The organism is Thauera phenylacetica B4P, from assembly GCF_000310225.1.
GTDB lineage: Bacteria > Pseudomonadota > Gammaproteobacteria > Burkholderiales > Rhodocyclaceae > Thauera > Thauera phenylacetica.
Window position 1 is genome coordinate 1 of record NZ_AMXF01000053.1, and the last position, 22847, is coordinate 22847.

The window sequence follows — 22847 nt, forward strand, 5'->3', positions numbered from 1 at the left end:
CGCCGCCGGCGTGGCACGGAGCCCGCCGCGCCGGCCGAGGCACCCCCGCAGGCCGCGCTCGCGCTCGGCGACGAGACCGCGCACGTGCTCGATGCGATCGGCCACGATCCGACGGACCTCGACACGATCGCCGCGCGCTGCGGCTTGACGGTCGATGCCCTGTACGCCATCCTGCTGCCACTCGAACTGGAAGGGCGCCTGGCCAAGCTGCCCGGCGGACGCTTCCAGCGCATCACCTGAAAGAGCGGCCGCGAGCCGCCGCCCCCCACCCCAGCGGGGGTACGGCTCTTCCGCCTCCCCTGCCGATCCATGAGAGGCCGCCTTGTTCGACATCCTCGTATACCTCTTCGAGAGTTACATCCACGCCGACGCCTGTCCGGAAGGCGAGCTGCTGAACCGCAAGCTGTCCGCCGCGGGCTTCGAGCAGGACGACATCTCCGAGGCGCTGGAGTGGCTCGCCGGCCTGCGCCGCGTCGCCCGCGACATCCACCCCGGCACCGCGCCGCAGGCCGGGTCGGTGCGCATCTACGCCGAGGAGGAGCAGACGCTGCTCGACGGCCGCTGCCGCGGTTTCCTGAGCCTGCTCGAGAGCGCCGGCGTGCTCGGCACCGCCCACCGCGAGCTCATCATCGAGCGCGCGATGGCGCTGGCCGACTTCAACATCACGCTCAACCGGCTCAAGGTCATCGTGCTGATGGTGCTGTGGCAGCAGGAAGAGCCGATCGACACCCTGATGGTGGACGAGCTGCTGACCGAGGAAGACGACTGGGCCTACGAACCCACGGTGCACTGACCGGTCCACCCGCTCGGCTTGCCTGTCCCGGCGGGCCGTCCGTATCATCCGCCGCTTCCGAACCCACGCGCCCTCGCGGCGCGACCCTCGTTGACCGTCTAGCATGAGCAAGCAACTGATCATCGCGGAAAAGCCTTCCGTCGCGCAGGACATCGCCCGTGCGCTGGGCGGCTTCACCAAGGAGAAGGACTACTTCGAGTCCGACGAATATGTCTTGTCGTCGGCCGTGGGTCACCTTCTCGAGCTCACCCTGCCCGAGGAGTTCGAGGTCAAGCGCGGCAAGTGGACCTTCGCCCACCTGCCGGTGATCCCGCCCCACTTCGCGGTCAAGCCGATCGAGAAGACCGAGGACCGCCTGAAGCTGCTCACGCGGCTGATCAAGCGCAAGGACGTCACCGGCCTCATCAACGCCTGCGACGCGGGCCGCGAGGGCGAGCTGATCTTCAACTTCATCGCCCAGCACGCCGGCAGCAAGAAGCCGATGCAGCGGCTGTGGCTGCAGTCGATGACCGCGCAGTCGATCCGCGACGGCTTCGCCCACCTGCGCGCCGCGCAGGAGGTCGAGGGCCTGCGCAACGCCGCGATCTGCCGCGCCGAGTCCGACTGGCTGATCGGCATCAACGGCACACGCGCGATGACCGCGTTCAACTCCAAGACCGGCGGCTTCCACCTCACCACGGTGGGCCGCGTGCAGACGCCGACCTTGGCGATGGTGGTGGAGCGCGAGGACCGCATCCGCAAGTTCAAGTCGCGCGACTACTGGGAGCTGGAAGCGCGCTTCGGCTGCGTCGCCGGTGAATACCCCGGGCGCTGGTTCGACGAGAAGTTCAAGCGCCCCGAGGGCGACGAGCACGCCACCGCCTTCCGCCTGTGGGACAAGGCCCGGGCCGAGGCCATCCGCGCCAAGTGCGAAGGCAAGCCGGGCGTGGTCACCGAGGAGGCCAAGCCCTCCACGCAGCTGTCGCCGCTGCTCTTCGACCTCACCAGCCTGCAGCGCGAGGCCAACGGCCGCTTCGGCTTCTCCGCCCGCGTTACGCTGCAGCTCGCGCAGGCGCTGTACGAGAAGCACAAGGTGCTGACCTACCCGCGTACCGACGCGCGCGCCCTGCCCGAGGACTATCTCGCCACCGTGAGCGAGGTCATGCGCACGCTGCCCGACCAGTACGCGCCCTTCGCCAACGAGATCACCAGGCAGGGCTGGGTGAAGCCCAACAAGCGCATCTTCAACAACGCCAAGATCTCCGACCACTTCGCCATCATCCCCACCGGGGCGCTGCCCAAGAGCCTGTCGGACGCCGAACACAAGATCTACGACCTGGTCACCAAGCGCTTCCTGGCGGTTTTCTATCCCGCGGCCGAGTACCAGATCACCACCCGCATCACCCGCGTCGAGGGCGAGGCCTTCAAGACCGAGGGCAAGGTGCTGGTCAATCCGGGCTGGCTCACGGTGTATGGCAAGGAAGCCGCCAACGATGAGAAGGACACGAAGGAAGGCGGCGCGCCGCAACTGGTGGCGGTGAAGCAGGGCGAGACGGTGTCCACCGAGGACATCGTGGTCAAGTCGCTGCAGACCAAGCCGCCGGCGCGCTTCAACGAAGCCACGCTGCTGTCGGCGATGGAAGGCGCCGGCAAGATGGTGGACGACGAGGAGCTGCGCGCGGCGATGGCCGAGCGCGGCCTCGGCACCCCGGCCACGCGCGCGCAGATCATCGAGGGCCTGATCAGCGAGCAATACATCCACCGCGACGGCCGCGAGCTGATCCCGAGCGCGAAGGCCTTCTCGCTGATCACGCTGCTGAAGGGCCTGGGCGTCACCGCGCTGACCTCGCCGGAACTGACCGGCGGCTGGGAATACAAGCTCGCGCAGATGGAGCACGGCAAGCTCAGTCGCGAAGCCTTCATGAACGAGATCGCCGAGATGACGCGCGAGGTGGTCGAGCGTGCCAAGCGCTACGAGTCCGACACCGTGCCCGGCGAGTTCGTCACGCTGCAGACGCCGTGCCCCAAGTGCGGCGGCGTGGTGAAGGAGAACTACAAGAAGTTCGCCTGCCAGAGTTGCGAGTGGAGCACCTGGAAGATCGTCGCCGGCCGCCAGTTCGAGTACGACGAGATCGAGACCCTGCTGCGCGCGGGCAAGGTCGGCCCGCTGCTCGGCTTCCGCAACAAGATGGGGCGCTTGTTCAACGCCGACATCGTGCTGAACGAGGACAAGCAGCCCACCTTCGACTTCGGCCAGCCCAAGGAGGGCGAGGAGGCGGAGGCGGTGGACTTCTCGGCCCAGGAGCCGGTCGGCGCCTGCCCGAAGTGCACCAGCCGCGTGTTCGAGCACGGCATGGCCTATGTGTGCGAGAAGTCGGTCGGCCCGGGCAAGAGCTGCGATTTCCGCTCCGGCAAGATCATCCTGCAGCAGCCGATCGAGCGCGAGCAGATGGCCAAGCTGCTGACCGAGGGCAAGACCGAGCTGCTCAAGGGCTTCGTGTCGGCGCGCACGCGGCGCAAGTTCTCCGCCTTCCTGGTGCGCGGCAAGGACGGTAAGGTCGGCTTCGAGTTCGAGGCCAAGGCGCCCAAGGCAGGTGCGAAGACCGCCGCGGCCAAGGGCGACGAAGCCGCAGGCGAGGGCGCCGCAGCCGCCGCAGCCGCCGCACCGCGCAAGCGCGCACCTGCGCGCAAGGCGAGCTGAGACGCTCCGCCGCCGCCGGCTGCATCCTCCGCGTCACAAGACAAACCGCCCCCCTCGCGGCTTCCGCCGCTCCTGCATGGGCTCCGAAGCCGCGGCGGTTCCTGTAGGAGCGCCGGCAGGCGCGAACGCGGCGGTGGAGCCCTGCACGCGCGCCGCTTGCCGGATCGCCCGGTTCGCAGCTGCCGCAGCGCCTACAGGCGGCTCCGGGATGCTCGGTGGTTCATGTAGGAGCGCCGGCAGGCGCGAATGCGGCGGTGGAAGCCCTGCATGCGCGTCGCTCGCCGGATCGCCGGGTTCGCAGCTGCCGCAGCTCCTACAGGCGGCTCCGGGATGCTCGGTGGTTCATGTAGGAGCGCCGGCAGGCGCGAATGCGGCGGTGGAAGCCCTGCATGCGCGTCGCTCGCCGGACCGCCGCGATCGCAGCTGCCGCAGCTCCTACAGGGGGGGCCGGAAGCGCGTTGCTTCATGTAGGAGCGCCGGCAGGCGCGAAAAGGGCGGTGGAGTTCTGCACGCGCGTCGATTGCCGGATCGCCGGGTTCGCAGCTGCCGCAGCTCCTACAGGGCGGGCCGGAAGCGCGTTGCTTCATGTAGGAGCGCCGGCAGGCGCGAAAGCGGCGGCGCTTTTTACGGGAGCGCTTCAGCCCGCGCTGTAGCGCACACCGCGGCGAGGCCGGCTCGGGCGGGCGATGTGCTCGAGCGGCAGCACGTGGGTCTGCTTGACCTTGCCGAGCACGATGTCGGTCTTGATGTTGGCGATGCCGGGCAGGCGCAGCACGCGCTTCATCATCAGCTCGGAGAAGGCGGCCAGGTCGGGCGCGACGATGCGCAGCACGTAGTCCGCGTTGCCGCTCACCGAGAAGCACTCGAGCACCTCCGGCAAGGCCGCGACCCCCTCCTCGAAGGCCTCGGTGCGCACGCCGCCGTGGCGTTCGAGCACGACGTGGGCGAAGGCGATCACGTCCAGCCCGAGCGCGGCGGGGTCGAGCAGGGCCGCGTAGCCGGTGATCAGCCCGGCCTCCTGCAGGCGCTGCAGGCGGCGGCTCACCTGCGAGGCGGACAGGTGCACGGTCTCTCCAAGCGCGGCGTTGGTCGCCTCGCCGCTGCGCTGCAAGGCGTCGAGAAGTGCGAGGTCGTGGCGATCTATGCTCAGGGTAGTCATCATCTGACCTAAAAATGCACGAACCGTGCGTATCGGACGATTCTATACCTCCATGATGCGAACACATTGCGGAGCAGGCCACCCATAATCCTCCTCACCACAACGAGGCGGAGACGAACATGAACCTGACCGAGTCGCTGCTGCACGCGCTGGTCGACCACGGCGCGCGACAGATCTTCGGCATCCCGGGCGACTTCGCCCTGCCGTATTTCCGCATCATCGAGCAGACCGGCATCCTGCCGCTGCACACGCTGTCGCACGAGCCCGGCGTGGGCTTCGCCGCCGACGCGGCCGCGCGCGTCCAAGGCGGAATCGGGGTGGCGGCGGTCACCTACGGCGCTGGCGCGCTCAACATGATCAACGCGGTCGCCGCCGCCTATGCCGAGAAGTCGCCGCTGGCGGTCCTCTCCGGCGGGCCGGGGCTGGGCGAGTCGCAGTCCGGGCTGCTGCTGCACCACCAGGCCAAGACGCTCGACTCGCAGTTCCGCATCTTCCAGGAGATCACCTGCGACCAGGTGCGGCTGGACGACGCCGCGCGCGCGCCGGCCGACATCGCGCGTGTGCTCGGCAACTGCGTGCGCAACTCGTTGCCGGTGTACATCGAGATCCCGCGCGACATGGTCGCCCGCCCGTGCGCGCCGGTGCTGCGCGAGGCGCCGCGCGCGGTCGATGCGGATGCGCTCGCGGCCTGCGTGGACGAGATCCTCGGCCACCTCCGCGCGGCGCGCACGCCGGTGCTGATGGCCGGCGTGGAGGTGCGCCGCTTCGGCCTCGAGGACAAGGTCGCCGAGCTCTCGCGCCGGCTCGGCATCCCGGTGGTGACCAGCTTCATGGGCCGCGGCCTGCTCGCCGATCACGACGCCCCGCTGATGGGCACCTACATGGGGCTGGCCGGCCTGCCCGAGGTGAGCGCGCTGGTGGAGGATTCCGACGGCCTGTTCCTGCTCGGGGTGATCATCTCGGACACCAACTTCGCCGTGTCCGGCAAGCACATCGACCTGCGCCGCACGATCCAGGCGCTCGAGGCGCGGGTCACGATGGGCTACCACACCTACGCCGACATCCCGCTCGACGCCCTGGTCGAGGGCCTGCTCGCGCGGGTACCGCCGGCCGAGACGCACTTCAGCGTGGACCGCCCCGCCTTCCCGCGCGGCATGCAGGCGGACGCGGCGACGATCGCACCCGCCGACATCGCCTGCGCGGTGAACGATCTCATGGCGGAGCATGGAAAGCTGCCGATCGCCTCCGACATGGGCGACTGCCTGTTCACCGCGATGGACATCGAGCACACCGCGCTGGTCGCGCCCGGCTACTACGCGACCATGGGCTTCGGCGTGCCGGCCGGCCTCGGCGTGCAGGCGGCCACCGGACAGCGGCCGCTGATCCTGGTCGGCGACGGCGCCTTCCAGATGACCGGCTGGGAGCTCGGCAACTGCCGGCGCTACGGCTGGGACCCGATCGTGCTGCTGTTCAACAACGCCAGCTGGGAGATGCTGCGCACCTTCCAGCCCGAGTCGGGCTTCAACGACCTCGACGACTGGGGCTTCGCGCAGATGGCCGCGGGGATGGGGGGCGATGGCGTGCGCGTGCGCACGCGCGCCGAGCTGAAGAGCGCGCTCGACAAGGCGATCGCCACGCGCGGACGCTTCCAGCTGATCGAGGTGATGATCCCGCGCGGCGTGCTGTCGGAGTCGCTGTCGCGCTTCGTCAACGCGGTCAAGCGCCTCAACGCGGCCAAGGCCGGGTAGTCCGGCGCACCCGGGAGCATCGCAGCCCGGGCGCCGCCTTCGCGCCTGCCGGCGCTCCTACAAGGAGGCGGTCGAGCGCGATGCTTCGGCAGGCGCGAAGGCGGCCGCGCGGAATGACCTGCGACCATGTCCCCCGACGGACGGCACCCTTCGCGGCTGCCGCCGCTCCTACAGGGGGCTGAGGGCGCGTGGCGGTTCGTGCAGGAGCGCCGGCAGCCGCGAAGGCGGCGGAGCAGATCGGCGCAGTCGCCCGTTCGCGCCCGCCGAAATCCCAAGGGCGCTCGTGGAAGCAACGTGATTCGCGAGCCGAAAACACAACGGACCCAGCGGGTCCGTCGTGTTCCGTGCAGCGGCCTGACGAGCGCTCAGCCCTCGAGCAGGCTGCGCAGCATCCAGGCGGTCTTCTCGTGCACCTGCATGCGCTGGGTCAGCAGGTCGAGCGTGGGCTCGTCGCTCGCCTTGTCGGCGACCGGGGCGATGCTGCGCGCGGTCTTGACGACCGCTTCCTGGCCCTGCACCAGCAGGCGGATCATCTCCTGCGCGCTCGGCACGCCTTCCGGCTCGGCCATGCTGGTGAGCTTCTGGAATTCCTTATAGGTGCCCGGCGCCGGGAAACCGAGCGCGCGGATGCGTTCGGCGATCTCGTCCACCGCGAGCGCGAGCTCGTTGTACTGCGTCTCGAACATCAGATGCAGGGTGTTGAACATCGGCCCCGTCACGTTCCAGTGGAAGTTGTGCGTGGTGAGGTACAGGGTGTAGCTGTCCGCGAGCAGGCGCGACAGGCCTTCAGCGATCTTGGCGCGGTCCTTTTCCTTGATGCCGATATCGATTTCCATGCTGGTTCTCCTGTGTATGGCAGGCTTTACGCAGCCCGCAGGGGTATGCGCTTCATGTTAGCGCCAGAGGGATACATTGATCAAACCGATTGTCCCGATGGATCCGATAAAAAATTGTCATCATGGATCCACCCACGGCACCTGCCCGAGCGGCAAGGGGCGCCCCACCGGCGTCACGCCCGGCAGCGCGCTGTCGAGGATCGCCGCGCGCAGCACGTCGATCGCGCCGCTGCGCGGGTAGGTCACGCGCCAGGCGATCGCGACGCGGCGCGAGGGCTCCGGCTGCGAGAACGGCCGCACCGCCACCAAGGGGTTTTGCGCCGCCATCTCGTCCGCGGCCGAGCTCGGCAGCACGGTGACGCCGAGGCCGGTGGCGACCATGTGGCGGATGGTCTCGAGCGAGCTGCCCTCGAGCGTGCGCTGCAGGCCGCCGATGTTGCGGCAGCTCGGGCACACCTCCAGCACCTGGTCGCGGAAGCAGTTGCCGGCGCCAAGCAGCAGCAGCTGGTCGTCGGCGAGATGCAGCGGGTCGATCTCGCTCTCCGCGTTCCACGCATGCCCGGCCGGCATCAGCACACGGAAGGGCTCGTCGTACACCGGCTGCGCCACCACCCCAGCCTCGTCGAAGGGCAGGCTGATGATGATCACGTCGAGCTCGCCGCGCTTGAGCGCCTCGGCCAGGCGGGCGGTGAAGTTCTCCTGGATGATCAGCGGCATCCTGGGCGCGAGCTGATGCACGCGCGGGATCAGCCGCGGCAGCAGGTAGGGCCCGATGGTGTAAATCACGCCCACGCGCAGCGGGCCGGCGAGCGGGTCCTTGCCGGCGGCGGCGATCTCCTGGATCTGGCCCGCCTCCATCAGCACGCGCTCGGCCTGCGCGACGATGCGCCGGCCGGTCTCGGTGATCTTGACCTCCGAGGCGCTGCGCTCGAAGAGCTGGATCCCGAGTTCCTCCTCGACCTTCTTCACCGCCACCGACAGCGTGGGCTGCGACACGTGGCACTTCTCGGCGGCGCGGCCGAAATGGCGCTCGTGGGCGAGCGCGACGAGATAACGCAGATCGGTCAGGGTCATGGCTTCGACACGATGGCTGGGCTTGCACCCGGAATCGACGGTGTCCGATGTTACCCCGACTGATCGTTGCTGCGCGCCCGAAAGCACACTCGGTATACTTGCGCATTACGCGTAGCCGCCCGCTTCCGATGCCTCTCCGCCCGCACCGCGTCGCCCTCGTCCTGCTGCTGCCGCTGGCGGCCAGCGCGGCCGGGGCGTCGTCCGACGACCCCTTCTTCGAACCCCTGCCGGTGGTGCTGAGCGCCTCGCGCCTGGCCCAGCCGCTGCAGGACAGCCCGGGCGCGGTCAGCGTGATCGACGCCGACCTGATCGCCGCCACCGGCTACCGCGAGCTCGCGCGCGTGCTGCGCCTGGTGCCGGGCTTCCAGGTCGGCCAGGAGCGCGGCAACGTGCAGTGGGTGACCTACCACGGCCTGGGCATGGACTACCCGGTGCAGATGCAGCTGCTGGTCGACGGGCGCGCCTCGCTCACTCCATCCTTCGCCGCCAGCGCCGAGCGTGCCCTGCCGGGCGACATCGAGCGCATCGAGGTGGTGCGCGGCTCGAACTCGGCCGCCTATGGCTCCAACGCCTTCCTCGGCGTGGTCAACATCACCACCGACGACGCCAGCCGCCCGCCCGGCACCCGCCTGAAGCTCGCCACGGGAGGGCCGGGCATCCTCGATGCCGGGGTGCGCCACGCCGCACAGGCGGGGCCGCTGAGCCTGCGCGTCGGCGCCCACCACGAGGAAGACGAGGGCTTCGAGGACCTGTACGACGGCCGCCGCACCGACGTGCTGAACCTGCACGCCGACCTGCGCGTGGACGAGCACAACGAACTGGCCCTGATCGGCGGTATCGCCGAGAGCACCCACGAGCTCGGATACGCCGGCTCGCTCTTCGACATCGCGGGCCAGCGGGAGGGGCGCGACACCAACCGATCCCTGCATCTGCGGTGGCGGAACGGCCCCGAGGACGACGCAATACAGGTGTCGGCCTACTGGAGCCGGCAGAGTCGCGACGATCTCTGGCGCTACGATTCCGCAGCAAACAGCGGGAAACTGGCGAATGCCTTCCCCGAACGCCTGCTCGGCACGGTGGGCAACAGCGCCAGCCTCGTCCAGTACAACCTGGAGATCGAGCGGCGGGAGCGCGTGGACGAGACCAAACGGCTGATGTGGGGCGCGGAATGGAAGCGCATCGAGCACGAATCGCCATTCTGGTATCACGAGCGCCCAAAGCACGCGCGGGACGAACACCGCCTGTTCGCCAATCTCGAGCTGCGAACGGGTACCGCCTTCCTGTGGAACGCGGGCGGCATGCTGGAGCAGTTGCAGGGCGACGAGGCCCGGCTCGCGCCACGCGTGTTCCTGAACTGGCAGGCCGCTCCTCGTCTCACTTGGCGCATCGGCCACTCGCGCGCATGGCGACAGCCGGATCTTTTCGAACGCAACGTCGACGTAAGGATCATCGACGACAAGGACGAGCTGGTGCAGCGCCGGCAATACCCCAATCCGGACCTGCGCCCCCAGCGCATCGACGCCAGCGAGATCGGCTTTCTCGGCGTTTTCGGCGAAGGCCGCAGCACGCTCGACGTCCGCCTGTTCCGCGAGCGCATCGAAGACCTGATCGTGCGCAACTCCGTTCCCGCCAACTGGCCGATCGAGGGCAAACTCCCCGATGCGATCGCGCGAGGGCTGGGCAGCACGCGCTGGGAAAACCACGCCGGCCGCGTGCAGCTGAACGGCATCGAGACCCAGCTCCACCTCAAGCCCTGGCGCGGTACCGAGTTCATCCTCTCGCACAGCCTCATCGACCGCGACGTCGACGACCCGCGCATCCGCCGCAACGTCGCCCCCTACAGCGCCAGCCTGAGCTGGCTGCAGCGCGCCGGGGCGTGGCGCTCGATGCTGAGCGTGCTGCGCATGGGACCGATCGACGCCGGCTTCAGCTATGTGCCGGGCTACGACTACACCGTGCCGTCCTACACCACGCTGGACTGGAGCGTCGCGCGCAGCCTGCGCGTGCTCGATCACGCCGTCGAGCTGCGCCTGACCGGCATCAACCTGCTCGGCCGCCACCAGGAGCTCGCCAACCGCCCCCTGCAGATGCAGGCCGAGTTCGCCGGACGGCCCGCCAGCCAGGTGAGCCGCCAGGCCTGGGTGGCGCTGGAGACGACTTTCTGAGCGTACCCTCTTGAAGCGCCCGCGCCCGACCCGATGTGAAAACGCAGGTTTCACCGGGAACGGCGCGCGCCCCGCCGCGTCCACGACAGGTGGCCGCCGGGGCACCGGCGCCGAACCTCTCCGTTGCCGAACAAGGATGCCCAACAACATGCGCAAATTCCTGACCGTCACCGCCGTCGCGCTCGCGCTCGGCACGATCTTCCCCCAGGCCTCGGTCCTCCCCGCCGCGCACGCCCAGGCGGCGGCCCCCTCGATGGTCTCGCCCAACCGCTTCGGCCTGCCCGACTTCGGCGACCTGGTCGAGCAGGTCGGCCCCGCGGTGGTCAACATCCGCGTGGTGCAGCGTGCCGCGCAGGGCACGGCGGGCGAGAACCCCCTCGCCAACGACCCCTTCTACGACTTCCTGCGCCGCTTCGGCGTGCCGATGCCGGGCTTCCCCGGCCAGCCTGGCATGGGGCCGCGCGCCCGCCAGGGCATCGGCTCGGGCTTCATCGTCAGCCAGGACGGCTACGTGCTGACCAACGCCCACGTCGTCGCCGGCGAGGATGGCGACGCCGAGCTCTCCGAGGTCACCGTCACCCTGATCGACAAGCGCGAGTTCAAGGCCAAGGTGGTCGGCATCGACCGCCGCACTGACGTCGCCCTGCTCAAGCTCGACGCCACCGGCCTGCCCGCGGTGAAGATCGGCAACCCCGACCGGGCGCGCGTGGGCGAGTGGGTGGTGGCGATGGGCTCGCCCTTCGGCTTCGACAACACGGTCACCGCCGGCATCATCTCGGCCAAGGCGCGCCGCCTGCCCGACGAGACCTACGTGCCGTTCATCCAGACCGACGTGGCGATCAACCCGGGCAACTCGGGCGGTCCGCTGTTCAACCTCGCCGGCGAGGTAGTCGGCATCAACTCGCAGATCTACTCGCGCTCGGGCGGCTTCATGGGGATCTCGTTCGCGATCCCGATCGACGTGGCGATGAACATCAAGGACCAGCTCGTCAGCCATGGCCGCGTGCAGCGCGGGCGGCTGGGCATCGCCATCCAGAACGTCGACAAGGACCTCGCGCAATCCTTCGGTCTCACCGACCCGCGCGGCGCGCTGGTCGCCAGCGTGGAGCCGGGCAGCGCCGCCGACAAGGCCGGGCTGCAGGCGGGCGACGTGGTGCTCGCGGTCGATGGCCGCCGCATCGACGACTCCGCCGAGCTGCCGCGGGTGATCGGCGAGAAGCGCCCCGGCACGCGCGTGAAGCTCGAGCTGTGGCGCGACGGCCGCAGCCGCGAGGTCGCCGCCACCCTGGACGAGCTCAAGGCCGAGACCGTGGCCGGCAACGCGCCCGCGCCCAGCCAGGTGGAACGCCTCGGCGAGCAATTCGGACTCAGCGCGCGCGCGCTCAGCGCGGAGGAGACCGCCCGCCTGCAGCTGCGCGGCGGGGTGATGGTGGAGGGCGCCGACGGCGCCGCCGCGCGCGCCGGCCTGCAGCGCGGCGACGTGATCCTGGCGATCAACAACCAGCCGGTGCTGAGCGTCGCCGAGCTGCGCGCCCAGCTCGAGCGCGCCGGCAAGCGCTTCGCGCTGCTGATCCAGCGCGGCGAGGCGCGCATCTTCGTGCCGGTGCGCCTGGAGTGATCGCCCCCCACTGAGCCGCTTGCAGGCAAAGGGCGGGACGGGCGACGGTTCCCGCCCTTTTCACATCCACCGTGCGGGCGCGCTCAGAAGCGGAAGCGCGACACCGACTCCTGCAGGCGCACGGCGAGCTCGCCGAGCTCGCGCGCCGACTGCACCGTGTGCGCGAGCGCGTCGTTGTTGCTGCGCGCCATGCCGGCGATCTCGCCGATGCGCGCGGTGACCGACTCGCTCGCGCTGCGCTGGGCGCCGGTGGCGCCGGCGATACGGTCCAGGCCCTCGCCGACCTCGACCACCAGCGAGTTCGCCGCGCCCAGCACCTGCATCACCGCGTCGGCCATCTGCCGGCTGGAGGCCAGGTGGCCGAGGCCGTCGTCGAGCGCGCCGCGCACCGAGCTCGAACGCCGGGCCACCTCGCGGGTGATCTGGTCGATCTCGCCCGCCGAGCGCGCGGACTTCTCCGCCAGCTTGCGCACCTCGTCGGCCACCACCGCGAAGCCGCGCCCCTGCTCGCCGGCGCGCGCGGCCTCGATCGCGGCGTTGAGCGCGAGCAGGTTGGTCTGCTCGGCGATCTCGCGCACCTCGCTGGTCATGCGCGAGATCGCCTGGGTGGAATCGACGAAGGCGACCACCGCGTCGGCCATCTGGCGCACCGCGGCCTCGACCTCGCCCACCTCGCCGACCAGGCGCTCGAGGCTGCGCTGGCCCTCCCGCGAGCGCTCCAGGCTGTCATGCGAGCGCTCGCGCACCGCCTCGGCGTGCTCGGCGATCGCGGAGATGCTGCCGACCATCTCGTCCACCGCGCTGGCCGCGCCCATCGAGCTCTCGTTCTGGCGCTGCGAGCTCTCGGCGACCGCCTCGGCATCGTTGGCGAGCCGGCTCGCCGCCTCGGTCACCGCGCTCGCCGAGTCGCCGACCTGGCGCACCAGCCCGCCAAGCGTGCCCATCATGTCGTTGAAGGTGCGCGCGCTACGGCCGATCTCGTCGCGACCGCGCACCGGCAGCTGCAGGCGCAGGTCGCCCCCACCCTCGGCGATCCGCCCCAGGCCCTGGTTGAGGCCATCGAGCGGACGGGTGACGAAGCGGGTGATGAAGAGGTAGATGAACAGGATCAGCGGGATCGACACCAGCGCGGCGAACATCGCGCTCTGGTCGCGGAACGCCAGCACCGCGGCGTTGGCCTTGTCGAGGGAGATGCGCATCGACACCGCGCCGAGCGGCGTGCCTTGCGCCACCTGGTGGCAGGCGATGCAGTCCTTGCCGAGCCAGTCGGGCGAGGCCAGCGAGGGGATCACCACGCGCAGGTGCTCACCATGCTCGGCGTCGTGCTCGACCCGCATCGTGCTGCGCCCCTCGACCAGGGCCAGGCGCTCGTCGGCGTCGCGCGCCGCGTCGAGCGCGCCGCCGGCGCCGAACACCCGGCTCACCGCCTCGCCGCGGATCACCTCGAGGTCCTGCACCACGCTGAGCTCCTTGATCTGGTCGAGGAAGACGTCGCGCTGCGCCACGGTGCCGGTGATCATCATCCCGGTGAGCCCGGCCATGGTCATCTCGTTGACCGTGCCGGCGAAGTCCTTCGCCTGCTCGATCGCCATGTCGCGGTTCACCCGCGTCTCCCAGACGATCATGCTGCCGAACGCGGCCACCATCATCAGCCAGATCGCGCCGGTCAGGCGCAGCCATATCGGGGTATCGGAAAAGCGGATCATCTTGGTTCTCGCGGTCCTGCGGACGGTCGGCGGCGTGCGGACAGGCACCCTCTACTCCTTCCTTACGGCCGCAGACGCCCCGGCTTGAGCGCACAGCTTCCGCGCTGCAACAAGGGCGGACGAAGGAATATCAACCGAATCTGATATAAGCTTGGTGCTGGCAGGCGAAATCCGGCATGCAACAACGATGGAACTGGCGCGGCGCATCCTGGTCTGCGCAGTTCCCCGCAAGCTCTGTTCCTTCCTTAACCCCCCGACTCAGGAGGCTCACGATGAAAAAAGCGATCGCCCTCGGCATCCTCTCCCTTACCCTCGCCACCGCGGCTTCGGCCCAGGTCAAGCCCGAGGACCAGATCAAGTTCCGCCAGGCCGGCTACAGCTTCATGAGCTGGAACATGGGCAAGATCAAGGCCAACCTCGAGGGCGAATACAACGCCCAGCAGGTCCAGGCCGCCGCCACCGCCATCGCCGGCATCGCCGGCTCGGGTATGGGTGCGCTGTACGGCCCGGGCACCGAGAAGGACATCGGCGACCGCAAGACCCGCGTCAAGCCGGAGTTCTTCCAGGAAATGCCGAACGTCGGCAAGCTCGCCACCGACTTCAACAACGCCGCCGCCAACCTCGCCAAGGTCGCCGCCACCGGCGACAAGGCCGCGGTGCAGAAGGCCTTCGGCGAGACCGGCGAGACCTGCAAGGCCTGTCACGACAAGTATCGGATGGAGTGAGGTGTGAGGCGTCAGGTGTAAGGCGCTTGAACGGCGAAGCCACGCTGCGAGGTGGCTTCGCCGTTTTACGCAGGGGCGCGCGGCTTGCTCCGCTCCTGCAGGGACGCGCGAGCCGCGAACCTTTCCATCACCACGCCGCCGGCGGTGGCGGCGGAGGCGGTTCGATGAAACTGCCGGTGGCGACGTAGAGCACCGCGGCGGTGATCGCCAGCGCGACGATGAGCGCCACGGCGCCGCCGCCCTCCGCGGGCCGGGCGTCGGCCTCGTCGACCTCCTTCATGCCGGTGATCATCGGGCGCACCAGGTTGTCCTTCTTCACCAGCGCGTAGAACAGCACCGCCGACACGTGCAGCCCGACCAGCACGATGATCAGCCAGTAGTTCTGCCGATGCAGGCCGGACAGCCAGTCGCCGGTGTCGCTGCTCACCAGCGCGCGCAGCGGGCCGGAGAACGCGATCTCGTCGTTGGAGAACAGGCCGGTCACCGCCTGGTAGAACATCACCCCGAGCAGGGCGAGCACCGAGAGCGCACCGAGCGGGTTGTGGCCGAGCCCGCTCCAGTGCCCGCGCAGGTGCGCCCACAGGTGGGCCGGACCGGGCACGAAGTCGGCGAAGCGGGCATAGGTCGAACCGATCACCCCCCACACCAGGCGGAAGGCGAGCAGCCCGGTGATGGCGATGCCGACCCGGCCGTGCCATTCGATGAGGCTGCCGCCGATCTGGGCGGTGATGTAGGCCGCCACCACCAGCACGGCGAGCAGCCAGTGGAACAGACGGGTGGGCAGATCCCAGACTCTTACTTTGCGCATGTTGTATTCCTTCCCTGAAATTCATCCTGAATGACTGCGCCATCCAGCACAGGTTCCGCTGCGCTGCATCATCCGGCCTTGCGCTGCGCCAGGAACTCGCGCAGGTGGCGGCCGGTGTGCGAGGCTGGGGTCGCCATCGCCACCTCGGGCGGACCTTCCGCCACCACGCGGCCGCCGCCGTCGCCGCCCTCAGGGCCCAGATCGATCAGCCAGTCGGCCTCGGCCATCACGTCGAGGTCGTGCTCGATCACCAGCACGGTGTGGCCGGCGTCCGTCAGCCGGTGCAGCACGTGGATCAGCTTGTCGACGTCGGCCATGTGCAGGCCGACGGTGGGCTCGTCGAGCACGTAGAGGCTGTGCTTGTCGGCCGGCAGCGGCACGCCGCCGGTGTCCTCGGAATCGCCAGGGCGGCGGCGCACCTTGGCGAGCTCGGTCACCAGCTTGATGCGCTGCGCCTCGCCGCCCGACAGCGTCGGGCTGGGCTGGCCCAGGGTCAGGTAGCCGAGGCCGACGTCCTGCAGCAGCTGCAGCGGATGGGCGATCGCCGGATGCGCGGAGAAGAAGTCCACCGCCTCGTCCACCGGCATCGCCAGCACCTCGGCCACCGTCCGGTCCTTCCAGCGCACCGACAGCGTCTCGGGGTTGAAGCGCGCGCCGCCGCAGCCCTCGCAGGGCGTCTTCACGTCGGGCAGGAAGCTCATCTCGACCGTGGTCTGGCCCGCGCCGTCGCACACCGGGCAGCGCCCGGCGCCAGTGTTGAAGGAGAAGCGCGAGGCGTTCCAGCCGCGCGTGCGGGCGTCGAAGGTGTCGGCGAAGAGCTTGCGGATCGCATCCCAGAAGCCGACGTAGGTCGCCGGGCAGGAGCGCGGCGTCTTGCCGATCGGGGTCTGGTCGACCTCCAGCACGCGGCCGACCTGGTGCCAGCCGGGCATCGCCGCGCAGCCGACCAGGGGCTGGTCGACCGCCTCCGGCTGCGCCTGGCCGCGGCGGCGGGCGCGCGTGGCCTCGGGGTCGCCGAGGCGTGCGCGCAGGTTGGCGTGGATGACGTCGCGCGCGAGGCTGGACTTGCCGGAGCCGGACACGCCGGTGACCACGGTGAGGCGCGCGAGCGGGATGCGCACGTCGACGTCGCGCAGGTTGTGCAGGTTCGCGCTCTCGATGCGGATCGCCGGGTTCTCCAGCGCCACCGCACGGCGCGGGCGCAGCGGGTGCTGCAGCGGGTGGCGGAAGCATTCGCCGGTGGCCGATTCGGGCGCGGCGAGCAGGTCGGCGATCGTGCCTTCGGCCACCACCCGACCACCGCGTACGCCGGCGCCGGGGCCGAGGTCGATGACGTGGTCGGCGCGGCGGATGGTGTCCTCGTCGTGCTCCACCACCAGCAGCGTGTTGCCGCGGTCGCGCAGGGCTTCCAGGGTGTCGAGCAGCAGGCGGTTGTCGCGCGGATGCAGGCCGATGGTGGGCTCGTCGAGGATGTAGCACACGCCGCGCAGGTTGGAGCCGAGCTGGGCGGCGAGGCGGATGCGCTGCGCCTCGCCGCCCGACAGCGTGGGCGCGGCGCGGTCGAGCGCCAGGTAGCCGAGGCCGACATGCTGCAGGAAGGCAAGTCGCCCGCGGATCTCGCTGACGAGGTCACGCGCGATGTCGGTTTCGCGCTCGTTGAGCGCCAGCTCGGCGAAGAAGCCCGCCGCCTTATCCACCGGCTGCGCCGCGAGCTGATGCAGCCCGAGCGCGCGGAAGCGCACCGCGCGCGCCACCGGGTTCAGGCGCGCACCGTCGCAGGCCGGGCAGGGCTCGTCGCCGACGATGACTTCTTCCGCATCGCCGAGGTCGAGCGCGTCCGGGTCCTCGATGCGCGCCGCGGTCTTCAGCCCGGTGCCATAGCACTTGGGGCACCAGCCGTGCTTGGCGTTGTAGGAGAACAGGCGCGGATCGGGCTCGGGGAAGCCGGTGCCGCAGCTCGGGCAGGCGCGCAGCGTGGAGAAGGTGATCGGCTGGGCGCCGAGCTTGCCGATCTCGAGCACCTTGATCACGCCCTTGCCGATGTCCAGCGCCTGACGCACGAACTCGCGCAGCGTGGCCTCGCTCTCCGGCTGCACCACCACCATGCCGGTGGGCAGCTCGATGTTGTGTTCCTTGTAGCGGTCCAGGCGCGGCCACTTGTTGGTGGGCAGGTATTCGCCATCGACGCGCAGTTGCGCGTGGCCCTTGCCGCGCGCCCACTTGGCGAGGTCGGTGTACAGGCCCTTGCGGTTGACCACCAGCGGCGCCAGCACCTCGACCGAGGCGCCGCGCAGCTCGCGCTGGACCTGCGCGACGATGGCCTCGAAGCTCTGCGGCGTCACCGGCACGTCGCAGTCGGGGCAGAACTGCGTGCCCAGCTTCACGTACATCAGGCGCAGGAAGGGGTGGATCTCGGTCAGCGTCGCCACCGTGCTCTTGCGCCCGCCGCGACTGGTGCGCTGCTCGATCGCCACCGTGGGCGGGATGCCGAACAGGCCGTCCACGTCGGGTCGGCTCGCGGGCTGCACGAACTGGCGCGCGTAGGCGTTGAGCGATTCCAGGTAGCGGCGCTGGCCCTCGCCGAAGACGATGTCGAAGGCCAGCGTGGACTTGCCCGAGCCGGACAAGCCGGTGATCACGGTGAACTGGTCGCGCGGGATCTTCAGGCTGACGTTCTTGAGGTTGTGCTCGCGGGCGTGGCGGATCTCGATCGCCGGGGCGGCGAGCGGGCGGTATTCCACCCGCGGCTCCGCCGCAACGAGCCCCCCCGTAGGAGCGGCGGCAGCCGCGAACATGGCGCCGACGGCAGCGCCATCATTCCCGGAGGCAGGTTCGCGGCTGCCGCCGCTCCTACACGAGCGCTCGCCGGGAACGGGAACGGGGTGCCTGGCAAATTGGGGTCTGTCCCCTATTTCCTTCAGCGCCTCGGCGTAGTCGCGCAGCGCGGCGCCGGTGTGCGAGCTCGCGTGTGCGCGCACCACCTCGGGCGGGCCTTCGACCACGACCGCGCCGCCGCCTTCGCCGCCCTCGGGGCCGAGGTCGATGATCCAGTCCGACGCGGCGATCACGTCGAGGTTGTGCTCGATGACGATCAGCGAATGCCCGGCCTGCAGCAGCTTGTCGAAGGCGCCGAGCAGCGTGGCGACGTCCTCGAAGTGCAGGCCGGTGGTGGGCTCGTCGAAGAGGAAGAGCAGGCCGGGCTCGGCTGGCTCGGTCTGCCACGAGACCCCGCCCGGGGTGCCTATGCCAGCCCGCACGGCAAGTCCGTTCGTCTTGTCCCCCGCTTTATTCCCAAACTTATCCACAGCACTGGCTTTGCGTACAGGCTTCCTCTGCGCCGCCTCGGCGAGGTGGCCGGCGAGCTTGAGGCGCTGCGCCTCGCCGCCCGACAGCGTCGGCACCGGCTGGCCGAGGCGCAGGTAGTCGAGGCCGACGTCGGCCAGCGGCGCGAGCGCGGCGAGCACCTTGGGATGCTCGCGGAACACGTCCAGCGCCTCATGCACGGTGAGCGCCAGCACGTCCGCCACCGACAGCCCGTTCCATTGCAATTCAAGCACTTCCGAGCGGTAGCGCTTGCCGTCGCAGTCCGGGCAGCGCAGCCACACGTCGGACAGGAACTGCATCTCGACGTGCTCGAAGCCGGAGCCGGTGCAGGTCGGGCAGCGCCCGTGGCCGGCATTGAAGCTGAAAGTGCCGGGGGTGTAGCCGCGCTGCTTCGCCTCCGGCAGGGCGGCGTAGAGGGCGCGGATCGGGTCCCAGGCGCCGACGTAGCTCACCGGGTTGGAGCGCGAGCTCTTGCCGATCGGCGACTGGTCCACCATGACCACGCCACGCAAGTTATCCACATTCTCGAGACGATCGAAGATCCCCGGCGATTCGGTCGCCTCGCCGAAATGCTTGGCCAGCGCCGGGAAGAGCACGTCCTGGATCAGCGTCGATTTGCCCGAGCCGGAGACGCCGGTCAGGCAGGTCAGGCGCTGCAACGGAAAGCCGACGGAGAGGTCGCGCAGGTTGTGCTGGCGCGCGCCGGCCAGCTTCAGCCGCGGCGTGGCGGCCTCCACCGGACGCGGCGGGCGATCGACGTCGATGCGCTTCTTCCCCGCCAGCCAGGGCCCGGTCACCGAATCGGGATTGGCCGCGATCTCGGCCGGCGTGCCGCGCGCGACGATGTCGCCGCCGCGCTCGCCCGGGCCGGGGCCGATCTCGAGCAGCTCGTCGGCGGCGACCATCACCTGCGGGTCGTGCTCCACCACCACCAGCGTGTTGCCGGCATCGCGCAGGCGCGTCATCACCCCGAGGATGCGGCCGATGTCGCGCGGATGCAGGCCGATCGAGGGCTCGTCGAGCACGAACAGGGTATTGACCAGCGAGGTGCCGAGCGCGGTGGTCAGGTTGATGCGCTGCACCTCGCCGCCCGACAGCGTGCGCGACTGGCGGTCCAGGGTCAGGTAGCCGAGGCCGACGTCGGCCAGGTAGGTGAGCCGGCTGCGGATCTCGCCGAGCACCAGCTCGGTGGCTTCGTCCGCCACGCCCGGTAGCGCGAGCGCGGCGATGGCCTCGCGGATGCGATCGACGGGCATCGCCATCAGCTCGTGGATGGCGAGGCCGGACCTGCCCGCAACCGCCCCCCCCGCCGCATTCGCCACACCGACCTTGCCGTCTTCGCGGGCACTTGGTGCCCCCCCTGTAGGAGCGGCGGCAGCCGCGAAGACGGCGGCTCCGAAGGCACGGCCGTCATCGACGTCCTGTTCGCGGCTGCCGCCGCTCCTACATCCTTGCCCGCTGGTCGGCAGGCGCCAGAGCAGGGCGTCGGGTTTCAAGCGCGCCCCGTGGCAGGCCGGGCACTCCGTGTAGCTGCGATAACGCGACAGCAGCACGCGGATGTGCATCTTGTAGGCCTTGGTCTCCAGCCAGTCGAAGAAGTGGCGCACGCCGTACCAGTAACGCGGCCACGAGCTGTCCCAGTTCTTCCACTTCGGGTCGCCCTCGAACAGCCACTGGCGATGCTCCGGGGGCAGATCGCGCACCGGGATGTCCATCGCCACGCCATACTTCTTCGCCATCTTCTCGAGGTCGGCCTGGCACTCGCGATAGCTCTCGGTCTGCCACGGCTTCACCGCGCCTTCGGCCAGGGTCTTCGACTCGTCCGGCACCACCAGGCCGAAATCCACCCCGATCACCCGCCCGAAGCCGCGACAGGTCTCGCAGGCGCCGATCGGCGAGTTGAACGAGAACAGGCCGGGCGTGGCTTCCGAATAGTGGATGTCGCAGTCCGCGCAATGCAGGCCGGACGAATAACGCCACACCGCCTCGCCCGGCGTCTTCTCGGCCTTCACCCCCTCGCCCGACGCATACACGGCAAGCCGCCCATGGCCGCGCGCCAGCGCCGCCTCCAGCGCCTCGGCCAGGCGCGCATCCTCTGCACTCGACGCACGGAAGCGGTCCTGCACCACCTGCAGCACGTCGTTGCCCTCGGCGCCGCCCGCGGCGATGCGTTCCTGGATGCGGGTGTAGCCCTGCGCGTTGAGCAGGCCGGTCACCTCCGCCTCGCTGAAGTTCGACGGCACCGTCACCGGAAAGCACACCACCAGCCGCGGATCGCCCTCGGCCGCCGCGCGCGCCCGCAGGTCGGCGGCGATGCTGTCGGCCGAATCCCGCCGCACCGGCTGGCCACAGCAGCGGCAGTGCAGGTGTGCCGCGCGCGCGTACAGCAGCTTGAAGTGGTCGGCGAGCTCGGTCATCGTGCCCACCGTCGAGCGCGAGGTGCGCACCGGATTGGTCTGGTCGATCGCGATCGCCGGCGGCACGCCCTCGATCCGATCCACCTGCGGCTTGTCCATGCGGTCGAGGAACTGGCGCGCGTAGGGCGAAAAAGTCTCGACGTAGCGCCGCTGGCCCTCGGCGTACAGCGTGTCGAACACCAGCGAGGATTTGCCCGAGCCGGACACGCCGGTGACCACCGTCAGGCGGTTCAGCGGCAGGTCGAGCGAGAGGTTGCGCAGGTTGTTCTGGCGCGCACCGCGGATGCGGATGGCGTCGGCGATCGAGGCGGGGGCGTCGATCGGGGTGTAGCGGGTGTCGGAAACGGACATGGGGCGGGAGGCCGAGACGTGAGGCGCCATTTTAGGCGGGGATCGGCGTCGGACTCATGGAACGGGGGGGAAGGTTCCCGGGGGCGTCGATGGAAGCGATCCGCGCCGGAAGATTGTCGTGCGTATAATACACATCATGAACAGCGCGGAACTCATCAAGCTATTGGAACGCGACGGCTGGACCTTGGCTAACGTGCGGGGCTCGCACCACGTTTTCCGACACCCGAACAAACCCGGCCACATCAGCGTGCCACACCCGCGCAAAGACCTTGGTAAAGGTCTGACCCACAAGCTGATGAAGCTCGCAGACATCAAGTGAGATGACCATGAAATACCCGATTGCGATCGAGCCCGGCGACGAAGATCACGCTTGGGGCGTGGTGGTACCAGACCTGCCGGGCTGCTTTTCTGCCGCGGACAGCGGCATCGACGAAGCCATCGAGAACGCGAAGGAGGCTATTGCCGCCTGGATCGAGACGGTGATGGACGAGGGTGGCGATATTCCTGCCCCTACCCGCATCGAGGCACATCGCGCAAATCCGGAATTTGCGGGCTGGATCTGGGCGGTGGCCGAAGTCGACCCGGCAATCCTGGACGACAAGGCCGAACGCGTGAACATCACCCTGCCGCGACGCGTGCTCGCCCGCCTCGACGCCCGCGCCCGGGCAGCGGGTGAAACGCGCTCGGGCTACATCGCAAAGCTGGCGATAGAGGCACGACCGCGGGTGTAAGACACATCGTGAGCATAAGGCCGGCCGGCAAGGCGGCGGCATGGAGGCCCCGGCGCGGGCGCCGAGTGGGCTATATTTCGTCTCCCCCGACTTGCACCAGCCCAGTCCCCATGCCCGCATCGCAGACTCGCCGTCCCCGTCGCCAGCCTGGACCCCTGGGTCGAGCGCGACGCGCACAGCGGCCAGGCCCGTCTCAAGCTGCCCTTGCCCGAACCGGAAACGGTTGCCCGAATCGCCGACGTGCTGACCGGCCTGGCCGCCGCCCTGCGCAAGCGACCCTGAGTTGAATCTGCCCGGGGGGACGCCGGAGTGCAAAGTCGCGCCTTCAGGCGTTTTAGTGCAGCGCCAGCAGGTCTTGTGACCGCGTGTCAGGCCAGCTCGATACGGAGGTTCTTGCCGAGCGCCTCGGCTGCACTGCTGAGCAGTGTGAGCGCGAGGCTGGTGTCAGCCACATGCAGCAATCGATTGAGTGCGGCCCGACTCGTATGCACTTTCCCGACCAGAGCAGTCTTGACAGGAGCAAGTGCCTTGGACCCGTGTCGAGCGAGGGTCAGAGCGCGCTCCAGGCGACGATCTGATACTCGGAACTATCGAACGACAGGTCTTCAGTCCATCGAACTGGCGGTAACGACCCACAAGAGACACTCATGGCGTAGCTGGTCCTGTGGCAGGTCTCTGCGTGAAGCAGGCAGCCCAACGCACATAGGCCACG

Annotated in this window: 15 protein-coding genes; 9 read left to right on the plus strand and 6 right to left on the minus strand. The window is 69.5% G+C overall.

Features of this window, described 5'->3' with window-relative positions; translation table 11 throughout:
- From C667_RS09230 to C667_RS09240, 3 genes are all read left to right on the plus strand, one after another.
- A partial coding sequence (locus C667_RS09230; RefSeq protein ID WP_004361562.1) for a DprA-like winged helix domain-containing protein occupies positions 1 to 240 on the plus strand: 240 nt, incomplete at its 5' end.
- Positions 241 to 322: 82 nt separating this feature from the next.
- Positions 323 to 793 carry a Smg family protein gene (locus C667_RS09235; RefSeq protein ID WP_004361564.1) on the plus strand — a complete coding sequence of 157 codons (471 nt, stop codon included), beginning with the start codon at positions 323 to 325 and terminating at the stop codon, positions 791 to 793.
- A gap of 103 nt (positions 794 to 896) precedes the next feature.
- Positions 897 to 3473, plus strand: a complete 2577-nt coding sequence (locus tag C667_RS09240; RefSeq protein WP_004361566.1) for a DNA topoisomerase III — start codon at positions 897 to 899, stop codon at positions 3471 to 3473.
- 637 nt (positions 3474 to 4110) lie between these two features.
- On the opposite strand, the gene C667_RS09245 is transcribed toward C667_RS09240, so the two are convergent.
- On the minus strand, positions 4111 to 4632 hold the full coding sequence (locus C667_RS09245) for an Lrp/AsnC family transcriptional regulator (protein ID WP_039921134.1): 522 nt from the start codon (positions 4630 to 4632) through the stop codon (positions 4111 to 4113).
- 119 nt (positions 4633 to 4751) lie between these two features.
- Between C667_RS09245 and ipdC the strand changes: the two genes are divergently transcribed.
- Positions 4752 to 6380, plus strand: coding sequence for an indolepyruvate/phenylpyruvate decarboxylase (ipdC, locus tag C667_RS09250; RefSeq protein WP_004361570.1), 1629 nt, complete (start codon positions 4752 to 4754; stop codon positions 6378 to 6380).
- A 365-nt stretch (positions 6381 to 6745) separates the two neighbouring features.
- Here the strand turns inward: ipdC and C667_RS09255 are convergent, their stop codons facing one another.
- Both C667_RS09255 and C667_RS09260 read right to left on the minus strand, forming a co-directional pair.
- Entirely contained in the window at positions 6746 to 7216 is a 471-nt protein-coding gene (locus tag C667_RS09255) for a Dps family protein (RefSeq protein WP_004361572.1), read from the minus strand.
- Positions 7217 to 7336: 120 nt separating this feature from the next.
- Positions 7337 to 8290 (minus strand): hydrogen peroxide-inducible genes activator, encoded by a 954-nt coding sequence (locus tag C667_RS09260; RefSeq protein WP_004361574.1) that lies wholly within the window; start codon positions 8288 to 8290, stop codon positions 7337 to 7339.
- A 128-nt stretch (positions 8291 to 8418) separates the two neighbouring features.
- Here C667_RS09260 and C667_RS09265 point away from each other — a divergent pair, with 128 nt between their 5' ends.
- Positions 8419 to 10455 (plus strand): TonB-dependent receptor plug domain-containing protein, encoded by a 2037-nt coding sequence (locus C667_RS09265; RefSeq protein WP_004361575.1) that lies wholly within the window; start codon positions 8419 to 8421, stop codon positions 10453 to 10455.
- A 148-nt stretch (positions 10456 to 10603) separates the two neighbouring features.
- Positions 10604 to 12073, plus strand: coding sequence for a DegQ family serine endoprotease (locus C667_RS09270; RefSeq protein ID WP_039921136.1), 1470 nt, complete (start codon positions 10604 to 10606; stop codon positions 12071 to 12073).
- A gap of 83 nt (positions 12074 to 12156) precedes the next feature.
- On the opposite strand, the gene C667_RS09275 is transcribed toward C667_RS09270, so the two are convergent.
- Positions 12157 to 13779: a methyl-accepting chemotaxis protein gene (locus C667_RS09275; protein ID WP_004361577.1), complete on the minus strand. Its 1623-nt coding sequence runs from the start codon at positions 13777 to 13779 to the stop codon at positions 12157 to 12159.
- Between the two features lie 272 nt (positions 13780 to 14051).
- On the opposite strand from C667_RS09275, the gene C667_RS09280 reads away from it, so the two are divergent.
- On the plus strand, positions 14052 to 14504 hold the full coding sequence (locus C667_RS09280; RefSeq protein WP_004361579.1) for a c-type cytochrome: 453 nt from the start codon (positions 14052 to 14054) through the stop codon (positions 14502 to 14504).
- 127 nt (positions 14505 to 14631) lie between these two features.
- Here the strand turns inward: C667_RS09280 and C667_RS09285 are convergent, their stop codons facing one another.
- Positions 14632 to 15312: a cytochrome b/b6 domain-containing protein gene (locus C667_RS09285; RefSeq protein WP_004361582.1), complete on the minus strand. Its 681-nt coding sequence runs from the start codon at positions 15310 to 15312 to the stop codon at positions 14632 to 14634.
- Positions 15313 to 15380: 68 nt separating this feature from the next.
- On the minus strand, positions 15381 to 21404 hold the full coding sequence (locus tag C667_RS09290) for an excinuclease ABC subunit UvrA (protein ID WP_004361585.1): 6024 nt from the start codon (positions 21402 to 21404) through the stop codon (positions 15381 to 15383).
- Positions 21405 to 21540: 136 nt separating this feature from the next.
- Between C667_RS09290 and C667_RS09295 the strand changes: the two genes are divergently transcribed.
- Positions 21541 to 21723 carry a type II toxin-antitoxin system HicA family toxin gene (locus tag C667_RS09295; protein ID WP_004361587.1) on the plus strand — a complete coding sequence of 61 codons (183 nt, stop codon included), beginning with the start codon at positions 21541 to 21543 and terminating at the stop codon, positions 21721 to 21723.
- Positions 21724 to 21730: 7 nt separating this feature from the next.
- Entirely contained in the window at positions 21731 to 22135 is a 405-nt protein-coding gene (locus C667_RS09300) for a type II toxin-antitoxin system HicB family antitoxin (protein ID WP_039921138.1), read from the plus strand.
- The last annotated feature ends 712 nt before the right edge of the window (positions 22136 to 22847 follow it).

Excerpts from the sequence above, each read along its gene's own strand:
- ipdC (WP_004361570.1), top strand. The coding sequence starts at position 4,752 with ATGAACCTGACCGAGTCGCTGCTGCACGCGCTGGTCGACCACGGCGCG.
- C667_RS09270 (WP_039921136.1), top strand. The coding sequence starts at position 10,604 with ATGCGCAAATTCCTGACCGTCACCGCCGTCGCGCTCGCGCTCGGCACG.
- C667_RS09295 (WP_004361587.1), top strand. The coding sequence starts at position 21,541 with ATGAACAGCGCGGAACTCATCAAGCTATTGGAACGCGACGGCTGGACC.
- C667_RS09280 (WP_004361579.1), top strand. The coding sequence starts at position 14,052 with ATGAAAAAAGCGATCGCCCTCGGCATCCTCTCCCTTACCCTCGCCACC.
- C667_RS09275 (WP_004361577.1), bottom strand. The coding sequence starts at position 13,779 with ATGATCCGCTTTTCCGATACCCCGATATGGCTGCGCCTGACCGGCGCG.
- C667_RS09300 (WP_039921138.1), top strand. The coding sequence starts at position 21,731 with ATGAAATACCCGATTGCGATCGAGCCCGGCGACGAAGATCACGCTTGG.
- C667_RS09240 (WP_004361566.1), top strand. The coding sequence starts at position 897 with ATGAGCAAGCAACTGATCATCGCGGAAAAGCCTTCCGTCGCGCAGGAC.
- C667_RS09290 (WP_004361585.1), bottom strand. The coding sequence starts at position 21,404 with ATGTCCGTTTCCGACACCCGCTACACCCCGATCGACGCCCCCGCCTCG.
- C667_RS09260 (WP_004361574.1), bottom strand. The coding sequence starts at position 8,290 with ATGACCCTGACCGATCTGCGTTATCTCGTCGCGCTCGCCCACGAGCGC.
- C667_RS09245 (WP_039921134.1), bottom strand. The coding sequence starts at position 4,632 with ATGACTACCCTGAGCATAGATCGCCACGACCTCGCACTTCTCGACGCC.
- C667_RS09285 (WP_004361582.1), bottom strand. The coding sequence starts at position 15,312 with ATGCGCAAAGTAAGAGTCTGGGATCTGCCCACCCGTCTGTTCCACTGG.
- C667_RS09255 (WP_004361572.1), bottom strand. The coding sequence starts at position 7,216 with ATGGAAATCGATATCGGCATCAAGGAAAAGGACCGCGCCAAGATCGCT.
- C667_RS09265 (WP_004361575.1), top strand. The coding sequence starts at position 8,419 with ATGCCTCTCCGCCCGCACCGCGTCGCCCTCGTCCTGCTGCTGCCGCTG.